This is a genomic window from Myxococcus sp. CA051A, from assembly GCF_013336705.1.
GTDB classification, from domain to species: domain Bacteria; phylum Myxococcota; class Myxococcia; order Myxococcales; family Myxococcaceae; genus Myxococcus; species Myxococcus llanfairpwllgwyngyllgogerychwyrndrobwllllantysiliogogogochensis.
On record NZ_JABUMS010000025.1, the window covers coordinates 59,936 to 74,326 of the forward strand.

A 14,391-nucleotide genomic window follows, 5' to 3' on the forward strand; every position below is an offset into this window, starting at 1 on the left:
GCATCGCGCGCCCGCATTCCTGGACGCACCACACCCCCTGAGGAACACGCATGCTCTACAGCAGCTTGTTGGTGCTCAGTCTTGTCTCGGCGACGCCACGACTGATTGCCGACCTGAATCCCACGCCCGTGACGCCCTATACAGGGGCCCGCGTGCTCGTCTCCGTCGGCGACCGCGTGTATTTCTCGCTGGCGACGGCGGCGGCGGGCAATGAGCTGTGGGTCACCGACCTCTCCCGGGGGGCAGCGCGGATGGTGAAGGACATCCACCCGGGGATGGGCTCGTCGACGCCTCGCCTCATGGGGGTGCTGGGGGAGCGGGTCTTTTTCCTCGCCGACGACGGTGTCCACGGCTCGGAGCCGTGGTCGACCGATGGCACCCCGGAAGGCACCACGCTGCTCAAGGACATCCGGCCTGGCTCCGGTGACGGGAACTGCCTCGGGTGGACGACCTGGGACTCGGCGCTCTACTTCCTCGCCAACGATGGCGTGCACGGCCATGAATTGTGGCGCTCCGACGGCACCTCCGAAGGGACCCACCTCGTGAGTGACACGTGGGCCGGTCCGTACGGATTCTCCAGTGAATCGACGGGGCTGCTCGAGTTCGAGGGTGCGCTGTACTTCAGCTCCCGCAACGAGCTGTGGAGGACGGATGGGACAGCCACCGGGACGCGGCTCGTGTACGCGGTCGACCAGTCCACGCGTTCGCGCGAGCTTCGCCTGTCCATTCGAGGAGGGAAGCTCTGGTTCCGCTCCGGCTACAGCAACATCTACCTCTGGGACCTCTACGTCACCAATGGCACCCCTGCTGGGACCAAGCAGGTCTCCACCATCGAACCGTTCACCGGGCCCAACCTCGACATCGGCCCCCGGTCTTTGTTCGGCGCATGGTCGGGTTCCAATGGCGTCTATGACATCGCGTTGAGGGCCTCGGATGGAACGGTCAGTGGCACGACGACGATTGCTTCCATCAGGTCCAATCGCACCACGTTGCTGGCCTCCTGGTTGGATCCGCTCGGGTCCCAGGTGCACTTCGCGGTGTCGACCGCGTTGGGTGTCGCGCTCTGGCGGACGGACGGTACGTCCTCGGGGACGCGCGTGCTCCAGTGGCTTGAGCGACTGGTGGGCCCCGTCTCCCGCATTGGCTCCCAGTTCGTCTACGTGGGAGTCGACTCGACCGGTCCCGCGGTGTTCGCGTGGGATGGCGTCGCAGCGCCTCGCGTGGTCCGAAGGTTCGCCGCGCTTCCCAGCACCAGCGTGGTCGTCCAGAACGGCGGGCGGCTCTACTTCGTCGCCAGCGATGCGTTGACGGGCCTGGAGCCCTGGACCACGGACGGCACGGAGGCGGGCACCGGGTTGCTCGCCGACCTCAGCCCAGGCGCTGCTGGAACGAGTGTCACGGCGTTCACCGCGGTCGGCGCCCAGGTGCTGCTCTCCGGGACTCCCGAGGGCAGTGCCGAGTCCGTGTGGCGGACCGATGGCACACCGGAAGGGACCTCGAGGGTCTTCGAAGGGCGACTGACCGACGTCGTGTCGAGGGGAGGGACGCTGCACGCGTTCTCCATCGAGGGCAGCGGCTTGTTGCTTCACGCCTTCCCCGAAGGCGGACCGGAAGGTGCCGTGACGGAAGTCTGGACCTGGTCGAACGCGGGGTCCTACCCCGAGAACTGGACCTCGGGAGATACGTTCGCGTACTTCAGCGCGACGAAGGCGCTGGGACAATCGTCGCTGCTTCGCACCGACGGCACGCACGCCGGCACGCACGTCATCCGTGATGCGTTCTCGTTGTATTCGACCATCACCCAGCTGGAACGCTGGGGGGACGCGCTCACCTTCCGTGAAGGCGCGGCGCTGTATATTTCGAAGGGGGGGCCTGGCGATGCCGTGCACCTGAGTCCCGCCTCTGGCAAGGCCCACCTGGGCTCGAGGATGATTCTGGGGCGCGAATGGGATTCAGGCTACGAACTGGCGGAGAGTGATGGCACCCGGGATGGAACGCTCTCGATGCAGTCGCTTGCCGGTCGTCCGCTCGACTTCCTCGCCGTGGCCGGCACCCAGGTGTTCTTCCGCCAGTACCTGACCAGCGAGAGCGATTACTTCCCGTACCGCACGGACGGGGCCCGCGTTGCGGGCTCGGTGATAAGGCTCGCAACCGTCCCCGCGGGGAAGCCGGTCGCCTATGAGGACCGGGTGGCGTTCGTCACTCGGGGCGCATCCCTCTGGTCGAGTGACGGCTCCGTGATGGGGACGGCGCTCGTTCCTGGCACGCAGGACGTGGAGCCCGCCGACTTGCACGCGGTCGGTCCGCTGTTGTTCTTCACGGCCAAGGGCGCGGAGGTGGGGCGCGAGGTCTGGGTGCTGCGTGGCACTCGTGCACAGCGGTTGGGCGACTTCGAGCCGGGGACAGGGGATACGCGGCTGCTCGCCGCCACGCGGCAAGGTACGGGCACGGTGCTCCTCATCCAGACCTCTTCGGGTCGGTATCTGGCGAGGACGGATGGGACCCCCGAAGGCACCACGGTGGTGGACTCCGTGCTGGGGTCGTCGTGGCTCACCACGTACCGGGACACGGTGTTCCTGGATTGTGAGCTGGGAGCCGTGGGGTTGGAGCTCTGTCGGCTCGACCCGGGCGCGGGCGAGCCCTCGTTGGTCGCGGACCTCTGGCCAGGGGCAATGCCCTCGTCTCCGTCAGCGCCTATCACGGTCTCTGGCACGCTGTTCCTGGCGGCGGTTCACCCTGAATATGGGATGGAGCCGTTCGCGGTGGATGTCGACGTCACCCCGCCGGTCGTGAAGGCGAACGTGACAGGGGTGCTCGGCGCGAATGGCTTCTACGTGGGGGACGTCTCGCTCGCGTGGTCCATCGAGGAAGCAGAGTCGAGCGTCACCCAGACGACGGGCTGCGAAGCCGAGACGGTGACGAGGGACACCCTGGAGCAGGTGTTCACCTGCTCCGCGACATCGCAGGGAGGTACGACGTCGCAGCGGGTCTCCATCCGGCGTGACACCTCGCCGCCCACGCTGACGTGTCCGGTGGGGTTGAACGGCATCGAGGGAGCGGCGGTCCTGTTCGATGTCTCCGTGAGCGATGCGCTGGACCCCGCTCCGACGGTGGAGAGCGTTCCTCCTTCGGGCTCTGTGTTCCCAGTCGGGACGAGCACCGTGGACGTGGTGGTCACGGACCACGCCGGCCATCAGGCGACCTGTCACTTTCCGGTGACCATCACCGAGCGCCCGGTTGCGGACGCCGGACCCGGTGACGCGGGTCCTGGCGACGACGCGGGTCCCGGTGACGACGCGGGTCCCGGTGACGCAGGGGCAGGAGACGGTGGCGTGGTGGACGGTGGCGCTATCGTCCCCAGGCCGGAGGAGTCCGAGTCGTGCGGTTGCGCGGGAGGAGGAGGCTCCTTGTTCTTCGGCCTCCTGTTGCTCGTGCTTCCGACGCTCGTTCGCCGGCGTCGCTGAGCCGAGGCCCTCGGAGCGCCACTTGAGGGGTGGCGCTTCAGTCCCGCCACTCCACGGCGTGCCCTCAGCCCTTCTTCGCGGAGGGCTTGTTGAGGTGGGCGAAGAAGTCGTTGCCCTTGTCGTCCACCACGATGAAGGCCGGGAAGTCGACCACTTCAATCTTCCACACGGCCTCCATGCCCAGTTCCTCGTACTCCAGCACCTCCACCTTGGTGATGCAGTCCTTGGCGAGCCGGGCCGCCGGGCCGCCAATGGAGCCCAGGTAGAAGCCGCCGTGCTTCTTGCACGCGTCGGTGACGGCCTGGGAGCGGTTGCCCTTGGCCAGCATCACGAAGCTGCCGCCCTCCGCCTGGAACTGGTCCACGTACGCGTCCATGCGGCCGGCCGTCGTCGGACCGAAAGAGCCGGAGGCATACCCTTCCGGCGTCTTCGCCGGGCCCGCGTAGTAGACCATGCGGTCCTTCAGGTACTGCGGCATGCCCTCGCCCCGGTCCAACCGCTCCTTGAGCTTCGCGTGGGCGATGTCGCGCGCCACCACCATGGGGCCGGTGAGCGACACGCGCGTCTTGATGGGGTAGCGCGACAGCTCCGCGCGCAGCTCGCTCATCGGACGGTTGAGGTCCAGCTTCACCACCTCGCCGGCCAGGTCCGCGTCCGTCGTCTCCGGGAGGTACTTCGCCGGGTCCGCCTCCAACTGCTCCAGGAAGACACCGTCGCGCGTAATCTTGCCGAGCACCTGCCGGTCCGCCGAACACGACACGGCGATGGCCACCGGGCACGAGGCGCCGTGGCGCGGCAGCCGGATGACGCGCACATCGTGGCAGAAGTACTTGCCGCCGAACTGGGCGCCAATGCCCATGCGCTGCGTGAGCTTCAGCACCTCCTGCTCCAGCGCCACGTCGCGGAAGCCCCGGCCCAGCGCGTTGCCCTCGGTGGGCAGCGTGTCCAGGTAGCGCGCGGAGGCGTACTTGGCCGTCTTCAGCGCGAACTCCGCGGACGTGCCGCCCACGACGATGGCCAGGTGGTACGGCGGACACGCCGCGGTGCCCAGCGAGCGGATCTTCGCGTCGAGGAAGGCCAAGAGGCTCGTCGGGTTGAGCAGCGCCTTGGTCTCCTGGAACAGATAGCTCTTGTTGGCCGAGCCGCCGCCCTTGGCCATGAACAGGAACTTGTAGGCGTCGCCGCCCGTCGCGTAGAGCTCGATCTGCGCGGGCAGGTTGTTGCCGGTGTTGGCCTCCTTGTACATGTCCAGCGCCGCCATCTGCGAGTAGCGCAGGTTGGACGTGCGATACGTCTCGAAGACGCCGCGGGAGAGGGCCTCCTCGTCATGGCCGTCGGTGAGGACGTGCTGGCCCTTCTTGCCCATGATGATGGCGGTGCCCGTGTCCTGGCAGGACGGCAGCACGCCACCGGCGGCGATGTTCGCGTTCTTCAGCAGCTCCAGCGCGACGAAGCGGTCATTCGCGGACGCCTCCGGGTCCTGGAGGATCTTCGAAAGCTGGCCCAGGTGCCCGGGGCGCAAGAGGTGCGCGATGTCCCGCATGGCCTCCCGGGTCAGCAGGGTGAGCGCTTCGGGGGCGACCTGGAGGAAGGTGCGTCCGCCGGCCTCGAAGGTGGAGACGTGGTCCTTCGTGAGCAATCGGTAGGGCGTCTCGTCCTTGCCCAGCGGGAGCATTTCCTGGAACTGGAAGTCGTTCATCGCGCGCGCCTCTTCGGGGGAGTCTTCGGCGCCCAGGAGTAGCGCCCTTGGCGGCGGGATGGGAGCCAAAAACGTGGACCGGGCCACACCCCAGGCCCCTGTCCGGCCGGGACCTGGAGTGAGGGGAGGGGGGCCGACGGTCGGCTGGTGGTCAGCCCGCCCGGCTGACAACTCGCGGCAGGCCCAGGTTGTGCGATGCTGTGGACCCCCGTGGCTTATTCCTCCGTACAAGCACTGTGGCTCTGCATCCTGGCCCTCGTCGGCGCCACGGCTCGCGCGGCTGAACCGTCCACCGTCGAGCAGCGGGCCCGCGAGGACCTGGACCGTCAGCTCCAGGCCCTGGTCAAGACGCCTCCTCCAGAGGTCGTCATCACCTACGAAGGGCTCCCGGGCGCGGGAACCGCGCGGGCCTACAAGCTGCTGGAGGTGGACTTCATCCTCAACGGCCAACCCCTCGCGGTACCGGGGCTGGACGTCATCTCCGGCCCGGGCATCCATCGCCTCGCGTCGCTGAAGGTGGAGGAGGGCTCCTACACGCTGGTGTCGCGCGTCACCTATACGAACAACGACGCGTGGAACCTCTTCAGCGAGGAGAGCGGCTTCCTCTGGAAGATGACGGCCTCCGTCACGTTCCAGGCGCAGAAGGGGCTGCGGATGCGGGTGAAGGTGATTCCCGGCATCAACCCCACCGCGCCCGACCCTCGGCTGAAGCTGAAGCTGTCGCACGATGTATCGGCGGAGATGACCGCGCCGCTCGCGGACGCCACGCTGGTGGAAGGCCAGGACGCGGGTGCGCCGCCCATCGCCGTGGCGCAGGTGACGCCGCCTGTCACCGCGCCGCCCGTGACGGCGCCTCCTGTCACCGCGCCGCCAGTCGCGGGGACGAAGCCCCGGGAATCTCCGGAGCAGGGCCCGGTGGCGCCGGGGCGGCTGCTGCTGAAGGTGCTCGCGGGCAAGAAGCCCGTGGCCGCCACGGCGTATGTCCGGGGCAAGGGCGCGCCGCAGCAGGTCCTCCTCGACAAGAACGCGCGCAAGCCGGTGCCGGTGATGCTGCCCCCGGGTGAGTACACGGTGGATGTGCTCTCCAAGGGGTTCCTGGCCCAGACGCGTCAGGTGAAGGTGAGCCGAGACCGCGAGGCCTCGGTGGCCTTCGTGCTGGCGCCCGCGCCCGCGCAGAAGGCGAAGCAGCCGCAGGTGAAGAACGAGCGCGTGGAGCTGCCCAAGCCCCCGCGCTTCGCGGAGAAGCAGGCCGCGCCGCGCAAGGACTCCACGGAGGGCCTGGCCCTGTTGGTGGACCTGCTGGTGCGGGACGAGACGCTGAAGCTGCGCCTGGAGGGACACACGGACAACCGCGAGGCTCCGGCGACGGCGCGACAGGCGCTCTCCGAGTCGCGCGCCAAGGCCGTGGCGGACCTGCTGGTGAAGGCGGGCCTGAGCCCGTCGCGCATCGACGCCTCCGGCCTGGGCGATACCCGTCCCAAGGCCCCCAACCTGATTCCGCGCGGGCGCGAGCTGAACCGCCGCGTGGACATCCTGCTGGTGAAGGGCAAGTAGCGCCCCCCGCCTCCTCGGGGCTCCTGACGTGTGCTTGGATGGGCCCCTTTTCAGGGGGAGCGTCCATGTCGTCCCAGGAGCCGGTGAAGAACGCGTATCTCGACCAGGTGCGGGAGCAGCAGCAGCGCCTGGAGGTGGACCTGCGGGCTCGCAAGCAGATGGTGGGCGGTATCGCCATGGCGTCGGCGAGCGCGTCCCGCCCGGCGTCACCCGGAGGAGGGGGCGGAGGAGGAGGAGGAGGAGGTGGTGGTGCGAGCCCGGGGAACGCGGTGGACGTGCGCATCACCGGCTTCTGGCGCTGGAAGACGGTCGTCGTCCCGCCCAATGCCTACGTGGTGCAGACGCGCCGTGGGCATGCGCAGCCGCTGACGCTCGGCCTGGGGGTGTCGTTCGCATACGACCCCTCGAAGGACTCGTTCCTGGTGGTGCCGGGGGCGATGCAGACCATCCTCATCAACGCGCACTGCATCTGCCGCGAGCTGCAGGGCCTGTTGGTGCAGGGCTACGTGCAGTGGATCATCGAGGACTTCGGCACGGCCTACCGCAAGCTGGACTTCACCGACGTGGAGGACCCGATGCGCGTGGTGAACGTGCAGCTGCGCGAGCAGGCGGAGGCGGCCATCAAGGACAAGGTGGCCACCATGAGCATCGACGCGGTGCTGTCCGACAAGCAGCCCATCATCGAGGAACTCACGGCCCGGTTGCGGCACGTGGCGGAGGGCGGCGGAGGCACCGACAAGGGCCTGGGGCTGCGCATCGTCACGGTGCAAATCAAGGAGGCCGTGGTCAGCTCCGCGCGCCTGTGGGAGAGCCTCCAGACGCCGTTCCGCGCCGAGCAGGAGCGCATCGCCCGGCTGGCGTCGTTGGGGAAGGAGGAGTCGCTGGCCCAGCGTGAGCTGGAGGTGGAGCAGACGCGCGAGCGCATGCAACTGGAGAGCGATGGCGAGCTGTCCGCGCTCCGGGCGAGCAAGGACGCGCAGGCGTACGACCGCGAGCAGTCCGAGCGGCAGCGGCGACAGCATCGCGAGGAAGAGGACGCGCGCAAGCTGGCCACGGAGCGGCAGCAGACGGTGCTCCAGGCCGCGGAGCTGGAGAAGGCCCGGCTGGCAGGTGAGGCGGAGCTGGCGCGACTGCACCAGGAGGTGGAGGCGGCAAGGCTCAAGCGCACCGCGCTGGCGAGCACGGACGCTCACGACGTGGAGCGCGCCGCGGCCAACCGTCAGGCCCGGGTCGAGCTGGAGCACCTGGAGCTGCGCCAGCAGATCCTCAACGGGCTGAGTGCGTCCAACGTGCAGGCGCGGCTGGTGGAGTTGCTGCCCGCCATCGCGGAGAAGCTGCCGCAGCCTCGCGAGCTGCGTTCGGTGTCCATCGGCGGCGCCGGCGGCGCGCAGGACGGCCAGGGACTGACCACCCTGGTGGCCCAGATGATGGCCCTGGTGAATGTCTTGAAGACGGAGCCGCCCGCGTCTCCGCCGCCTGGTGCCCCCACCCCCACGCCGGAAGAAGAGCACCCCACTCCGGATTGAAGTTCAGCCCCCCGGCTCCCAGGTCACCTTCCAGATTTGCTATTATTTCTGGTTGGGCGGCTTTGGGAGCCGTCAGAGGGGGAGTCATGCGCAATGTCTGTTTCGTGGGGTTGTGTCTCGGAGTGTCCGTCCTGCTCTCGGCATGCGGGAGCGTCGAACAGGAGCCGGCAGGTGCGCCGGCAGGCACCTCCGATGCGGCCTTCGAGGAGTTCAAGTCGAGGGCATACCGGGAGCCCGACTCGAACGTCTATGTCGTGCCGCCGGACCTGGCGTTCGACGGCGACACGGCGCTGCGCGCGTACCACGACCGTTACGTGCGGCGGGACGGACTGGGCACTCGCGAGGATGCGCTGGCCGTGGGGTGCCCCAATGGCGTCCTCGTCATGTGGGGCTCCGCGGCGGTGCGCGACTTGCGGTACTGCGTCAGCAGGTCGTTCGGCACGCGCCAGGCCGACGTCATCGCGGCGATGAGTAGCGCGGCGAAGGCGTGGGAAGCCGTGGCGGGCGTGAACTTCATCCACGAGAGCTCGCTCGACGGGGCCTGCATTGCCTCTCAGGAGGGCGTCGTCTTCGACATCCGACCGGTCAACACGGGCGGCCAGTATCTGGCCCGCGCGTTCTTCCCGAATGCGGCCCGCTCCGCGCGGAGCCTGCTCATCGACAACACCGCGTTCGGGAACATCGCCCCTTTGACGCTCAGGGGCCTCCTGCGGCACGAACTGGGGCATGTGCTGGGCTTCGTGCATGAGCCGGGCAGCGTGCTCTGTCCGCGGACCACGGGCACGTGCATGCTGACGGAGACCCCGGATCCCAACTCGGTGATGGTCAACTACTCGTGCGGTGTGACGGCGGGAGACCTGGTGTTGAGCGCCCAGGACGAGACGGCGGCGGGGTTCCTGTATCCGCTGTGACGCGCGGCGCCCTTCGCGCGGTCATCGTCCCGCGCGAGGGGCCTTCGTCGCGGGTGTCACGACATAGGCACCCGTCTTCGCGACGACCGAGGTGCGAGGCACCTGGCGGCTCTCCTCGAAGAGGGTGTACGCGGGCTGGAGGCTCTTCCAGAACGACACCAGCGAGGTGTCCGCGCCTGCCTGCTTCTCCAGCGCCGCCATCCCCGCCGCGTCGAGCCTGCGCGGGAAGATGTGGATGGGCGCGTCCCGCTTCGTCCGGGCGCGCGTGTCCAGCGCCATGAGGTAGAGCTCCTCGATGGGGCCATCCTCGATGGCGATGCAGCCGATGCTCACGCAGTTGCCATGCACGAAGATGTTGCCGCCCAGCCGGACGCCCGGCTTCTGGTGGTGCTTGTCCGCCGTGTTGGGATAGCTGACCCGCACGGAGAGGTGGAAGTTGCTCACCGGGTTGAAGAGGTCGAGCGTGTAGAACCCTTCCGGGACCTGGAGGTCGCCCTCGCGACGCTTGGGCCCCAGCTCTCCCGAGGCGGCGCAGAAGGGGTACGTCTTCACCTTCACCAGCGGACCCTCCTTGGGCCCCGCCCAGACCTCCAGCTCCTTTTCGTGCTTGAAGGCCCGGACATAGAGCTGGTCCGTGGGCCAGGGTGTCCCGGCGGTGGCGAAGAGGGCCGTGACGTCCTTCATCCGCGAGGCGCGAGCGGTGGCGACGCGGTCCCCTGCATGGGCGCTCAGGGAGAGAAGGGCGCCAAGGAGGCCGGCGACGATTGCGAGAGAGGTCTTCATCGCGCGTTGGACTCCGCCGGGTCGCTCACGGTTCCACGGTATGTCGTTCCCTGCGAAGAGGCCGCCAGCGGTAGGCACACTCCGTGAGGTGGAGGACCGAGTCCAGCCGCGCTCCCGGGGCGAGAGGGCCCTCCTCGAAGTACTCGCAGTACAGCTCCACCGGGGTGCAGAAGCGGGCGTTCCACGGGGCACGGTCGATGGTGAGGACGTAGACGAAGTCGCCCGAAACACCGAGCGCGTCGTAGCACTCGACCAGCGGCTCGTGCAGGTCCTCCAGCCCCGTCCACACGCTGCCCTGGGGCGGGTGTGTCTGGGGCCGGGTGTCGAACACGCCGACGAGGCGCCCTCCGGGAAAGGCCGCCTCCGGGTCCGCCGCGACGGTGAGCAGCTCACCCTCGCGAGCCATCACCATGTGCGCCTCGCCGAACTCGTGGAAGCGGAACTCGTCCAGCGCATTGCCCACGCGGCGCATCACCGGGTCATTCGTCTCGCTGCGCACGAAGTAGCCGCCGCGTCGCCACTCCCCGCGCGCGTTGCGATAGCGCACCGCCGCCCGATAGCTCACCTGGTAGAAGCACACGCCCAGCAGGGGAGACACGCCCTGGGGACGCATGTCGCGCAGGGACGACATCAGCACCTGCACCCACGCGGTGCCGCGATGGATTTCTGGAACGAGCGGCGCGGGCAACAGGCGCGCGAGTCGCTCCGCGTCCACCGCGTAGTTGAGTGAGACGGCCTCCACCCAGTGCGTCTGCACCTGGGTGAGCCAGGGCACGGATGGGCACTCCTCCATGCCGGGGGGACTGGGGCTCGGGTCCTGGCTGCTCGCGAGGAGCAGGTGGGCCTCGCGCAGGGCCTCGTGTCCCAACGGCGTAGGGACCCAGCGGCGTCGCTCCTCACGAGCCAGTCCCGCCAGGGCAATCGCGCGCAGCGCCGACGCGGGGTCCGTCACTCCAGCCACCGCGAGGCGCGAGTGAAGCTCCAGCTCGTCCAGCCCCCACGGCTCGGTTGCGAGGGCCACCAGTGCGGCGAGCGACTCCGGCTTCATACCAGCCGGGCCTCGGGCGTCCGGGCCGCGAGCCTGCGCAAGCGGGCGCGGTGGAGCGCGAGCCCTCCGCCGAACTGCACCGCGAACCAGAGCGCGGCCAGCAGGCTGAAGCCGTGCTCTGGCAAGCGCGTCATCATCAGGGAGACGACCGCGAAGAAGGCCGCCACCGTGAACCACACCCGGCCCATCAGCGCGCCCATCATCGAGAAGGCGGTGGCGAACAACACACAGGCCACCGCGGGCATGAACAGCCGGTCCAGGCCGAGCAGCCAGTTGATGAGGGCCACCAGCCCCATGCCGCCCATGAACGTGGTCCAGATGGCCCAGATCTGCCGCTCGACGAAGGAGCGCGCGCCCGCCGTCTGGCCGCGCTTGAGCAGGAAGATGCTGGAGATGTTGAAGGCCAGGATGGCGCTCCAGAGGACGACGTAGGCGCCGGGCGTCCGGTCTCCCCGATTCCAGAGCCACTGAGTGGCGGCGAAGCCCGCGGCGTTGGTGAAGGCATGGAGCATCCAGATGACGCCCCAGTTCTGGAGGGCCGAGTCGTCACGCGCCTGGGACACGACGCGGCGGATGAGCTCGAGGGCCTGGTTCGCTTCTTCGCGGTTCATCGTGGCGCGGAGTCTACGCGACCCCCGGCGAGGAAGGCGTCCCGTTCGCGGTCGGATTCCAGACCCGGTACGTCAGCCACGGTGTGGCGAAGCGAGGGAGCAGGCTTCAGTGCACGGGATGTCTCCACCTGGTGCATGAAAACCGACCATGCAGGTGAGGTGAGTGCGCGGCATGTACGGGTCACTGGAGGAGGGAAGCCCGACCGCGGGGGTGGGGAAGTGCCTGGCGCGTGAGGCGGGCACGTACCTTCGTGCAGGAATTCGGAGCGAAGGTTGGTCCGCATGGGATGGGACCCTCATGCAATGGTGGCTGACTCCTGCTCGTGTTACCTGCCAGCCCGCCTATGAAGACATCTTCGTTTTCCTTCTTGATTGCCAGCGTCGTCGCCGTGTCTCTCTCGGTGAGTGCCTTTGCTTGTTCCGGCGAAGATTCGTCGACGGACCCTGAAGACGGCGTGGGAGTGGAGGATGGTGGCGGGCTCGTGCGCGATGCTGGCGGAGAACCCGAACGTGACGCCGGTGGCGAGCCCGAACGTGACGCCGGTGGCGAGCCCGAACGTGACGCCGGTGGCGAGCCCGAACGCGACGCTGGTGGAGAGCCCGAACGCGACGCTGGTGGAGAGCCCGAGCGCGATGCCGGTGGAGAGCCCGAACGTGACGCTGGCGGCGAACCGGAGCGAGATGCTGGTGGCGAACCTGAGCGCGACGCTGGCCCTGGGACCTCGGATGGAGGCGACTCCGGCGTGGACGGTGGCAGTGGTCCTGACCCCGTGGATGCGGGCCGAGCCGATGCTGGGACGGATGGCGGTGCTTTGGATGGTGGCCTGGACGCAGGCCAGGATGCGGGGCCCGTCGAGGTGCCGACGGATGGCGGCACGGTCGTCACGGGCACATTGTCCGGGACGCTGACGGCGGCGGGCTCCCCCTACCGGGTCATCGGCAATGCCCAGGGCGTCGTCACGATTCCGAAGGGGCAGGTCCTCAAGGTGCAGCCCGGCGTCATCCTCGACTTCAAGGGGCGCCCGGAGGTGACGGAGGCCGATGTCGCGGCGGGTGCGCCGGACAGCGTGATGAACCACCAGAAGGGCCGCGTGGAAGTGCGTGTGTACGGCGGCATCCAGGTGAGTGGCACGGCGGACAAGCCCGTGCTGCTCACCTCGACGAACCCGTATGGCTGGTGGGGCATGAACTTCTATGGAGACAACTCCGTGGGAGACGGACACCCCGTCTTCGACCACATGGTCTTCGAGAAGGTGCGCAAGAACGAATACAACGGCGACCGAGACTGGACGCGTGGCGCGCTGTGGGCCTACTACCCGGGGCCGGTGACGATTCGGAACTCCGTGTTCCGTGACAACGTGTCCGCGGCGAAGTGCGGCGCGCTGGACCTGATGTTCACCGTGGGCTCTCGCGTGGAGAGCACGCTGTTCGAAGGCAACCGCACGTCGGACATCGACCGCTTCGCTCAGGCGGGCACGTCCTCCATGGCGGGTGGCGGGGCGATGTGCGTGACGCACGGACGTGACTCCGTGGTGCGCGGCAACACCTTCCGGAACAACGGCCTGGAGGCGTTCCGGGGCAGTGTGTGGAGCGGCCTGACGGTGAGGCCCGTGCTCGCCTGGCCCAACTCACAGAACATCTACGACCTGGGCGGCGGCGCGGCCCTGCACTACTTCCAGCCGAACAACGACCTCATCGTGGACAACCTCTTCGAAGACAACTTCGTGACGAAGGGGCCCGCGGCGGCCATCTACGTGGAGGATGTTGGCACTCGCGGTGTCACCCTGCGACACAACCGCTTCCTGGACAACCAGGCAGGGGCGGGGGGCGTGGTGGTGTGCAACCGAGGCAGCGGCGCGGTGGAGCTGGTGGTCGAGAGCGACAACGTCTTCAGTGGGAACACGGTGAATGGCAACCCCGCGCCGAATGTGACGGGCGACTGCACCGTCGCCGCCCAGTAGTCGGCGCGAGTCCTACCTTGTCTCCACCCGGGGGCTCGAAGCCTCGAATAAAATGGCTCAGGCCGCGTCAGTAGGCCTGTACACACAAGCGAGCTTCGCGCTCACGAGGACCCCCACCATGAACGCTTTTTCATCCGCCGTGCTCGCGGGACTTCTCTTCGCGGGAAGCGCGCAGGCCCAGTCCCGCTCCAACCAATGGGAGCGCGCGCAGGACCGTTACGAAGTGCATGAGGACCGCCGCGAGCTTCGCGACGACCGGAAGGACGTGGAGGAGCTGAAGGCCGTCCTGGCCCGCTTCGACAAGGCCTGGGCGCGTCGTGACACCCGTGAGATGGATGCCGTGGAAGGGCGCCTGCGCCAGCTTCTTCGCGCGGAGATGATGGAGAGCCGCACCGAGCTGTCGTCCTCGCAGCGGGAGGCCCAGCGCAGCCAGCGCGAGGTGCGCGCGGAGCAGTGGGAGGTCCGCGACGATGCCGCCTGGGGGCGCCGGGCCGCGTACGTCAACGACAAGCGGGACCTCCGCGATGACCGGCGGGATGCCCGGGATGACCGCCGCGATGTGAAGGCGGAGGCCGCCACGCTGCGCACTCGGCAGGTCATCGCCCGGGAGCTCGCGGAGCTGGAGGGCCGCCGGAATGGTGGCGCGTTGCACCGCAAGCGGGACCTCATCCAGGAGCTCATCCGGCTGGCGGAGCGCGAGGTCCGCGAGGGAAAGCAGGAGCTTCATGAGGACAATCGCGAGCGCCGTGAGGACCATCGCGAGCGCCGTGAGGACCGCCGCGACCACCGCCGCGGCTGAGTCGATACCGGGGGCGCCGCTCCGGTGATTCGCTC

The 14,391-nt window shown here is 68.6% G+C and carries 11 protein-coding genes; 7 read left to right on the plus strand and 4 right to left on the minus strand.

All coding sequences use genetic code 11. The features are described 5' to 3' along the window. Positions 1-50 precede the first annotated feature (50 nt). Positions 51-3,464 carry an HYR domain-containing protein gene (locus HUA74_RS41080; RefSeq protein WP_174458941.1) on the plus strand — a complete coding sequence of 1,138 codons (3,414 nt, stop codon included), beginning with the start codon at positions 51-53 and terminating at the stop codon, positions 3,462-3,464. Between the two features lie 64 nt (positions 3,465-3,528). Here the strand turns inward: HUA74_RS41080 and HUA74_RS41085 are convergent, their stop codons facing one another. After that, positions 3,529-5,163: a fumarate hydratase gene (locus tag HUA74_RS41085; RefSeq protein WP_141648781.1), complete on the minus strand. Its 1,635-nt coding sequence runs from the start codon at positions 5,161-5,163 to the stop codon at positions 3,529-3,531. Positions 5,164-5,358: 195 nt separating this feature from the next. Here HUA74_RS41085 and HUA74_RS41090 point away from each other — a divergent pair, with 195 nt between their 5' ends. The 3 genes from HUA74_RS41090 (at position 5,359) to HUA74_RS41100 (ending at position 9,154) form a co-directional block, all read left to right on the plus strand. Further along, on the plus strand, positions 5,359-6,717 hold the full coding sequence (locus HUA74_RS41090) for an OmpA family protein (RefSeq protein ID WP_174458942.1): 1,359 nt from the start codon (positions 5,359-5,361) through the stop codon (positions 6,715-6,717). Positions 6,718-6,782: 65 nt separating this feature from the next. Beyond that, positions 6,783-8,243: an SPFH domain-containing protein gene (locus HUA74_RS41095; RefSeq protein ID WP_174458943.1), complete on the plus strand. Its 1,461-nt coding sequence runs from the start codon at positions 6,783-6,785 to the stop codon at positions 8,241-8,243. Between the two features lie 86 nt (positions 8,244-8,329). Continuing rightward, positions 8,330-9,154, plus strand: coding sequence for a matrixin family metalloprotease (locus HUA74_RS41100; RefSeq protein ID WP_174458944.1), 825 nt, complete (start codon positions 8,330-8,332; stop codon positions 9,152-9,154). A 21-nt stretch (positions 9,155-9,175) separates the two neighbouring features. On the opposite strand, the gene HUA74_RS41105 is transcribed toward HUA74_RS41100, so the two are convergent. The 3 genes from HUA74_RS41105 to HUA74_RS41115 are packed head-to-tail and all read right to left on the minus strand — an operon-like array spanning position 9,176 to position 11,596. Then, positions 9,176-9,937, minus strand: a complete 762-nt coding sequence (locus HUA74_RS41105; RefSeq protein WP_174458945.1) for a murein L,D-transpeptidase family protein — start codon at positions 9,935-9,937, stop codon at positions 9,176-9,178. 25 nt (positions 9,938-9,962) lie between these two features. After that, positions 9,963-10,985, minus strand: a complete 1,023-nt coding sequence (locus tag HUA74_RS41110) for a DUF2071 domain-containing protein (RefSeq protein ID WP_174458946.1) — start codon at positions 10,983-10,985, stop codon at positions 9,963-9,965. After that, positions 10,982-11,596: a hypothetical protein gene (locus HUA74_RS41115; RefSeq protein WP_174458947.1), complete on the minus strand. Its 615-nt coding sequence runs from the start codon at positions 11,594-11,596 to the stop codon at positions 10,982-10,984. Before HUA74_RS41115 ends, HUA74_RS41110 begins: the two co-directional genes overlap by 4 nt. Before the next feature lie 468 nt (positions 11,597-12,064). On the opposite strand from HUA74_RS41115, the gene HUA74_RS46230 reads away from it, so the two are divergent. The 3 genes from HUA74_RS46230 to HUA74_RS41125 all read left to right on the plus strand — a co-directional run bounded on the left by HUA74_RS46230 (position 12,065) and on the right by HUA74_RS41125 (position 14,356). Further along, positions 12,065-12,505, plus strand: coding sequence for a hypothetical protein (locus HUA74_RS46230; RefSeq protein ID WP_254625480.1), 441 nt, complete (start codon positions 12,065-12,067; stop codon positions 12,503-12,505). Then, a complete protein-coding gene (locus HUA74_RS41120; RefSeq protein ID WP_254614543.1) occupies positions 12,454-13,557 on the plus strand; it encodes a right-handed parallel beta-helix repeat-containing protein in 1,104 nt (367 codons plus the stop codon). Before HUA74_RS46230 ends, HUA74_RS41120 begins: the two co-directional genes overlap by 52 nt. Positions 13,558-13,675: 118 nt before the next feature. After that, positions 13,676-14,356 carry a hypothetical protein gene (locus tag HUA74_RS41125; RefSeq protein ID WP_174458949.1) on the plus strand — a complete coding sequence of 227 codons (681 nt, stop codon included), beginning with the start codon at positions 13,676-13,678 and terminating at the stop codon, positions 14,354-14,356. The last annotated feature ends 35 nt before the right edge of the window (positions 14,357-14,391 follow it).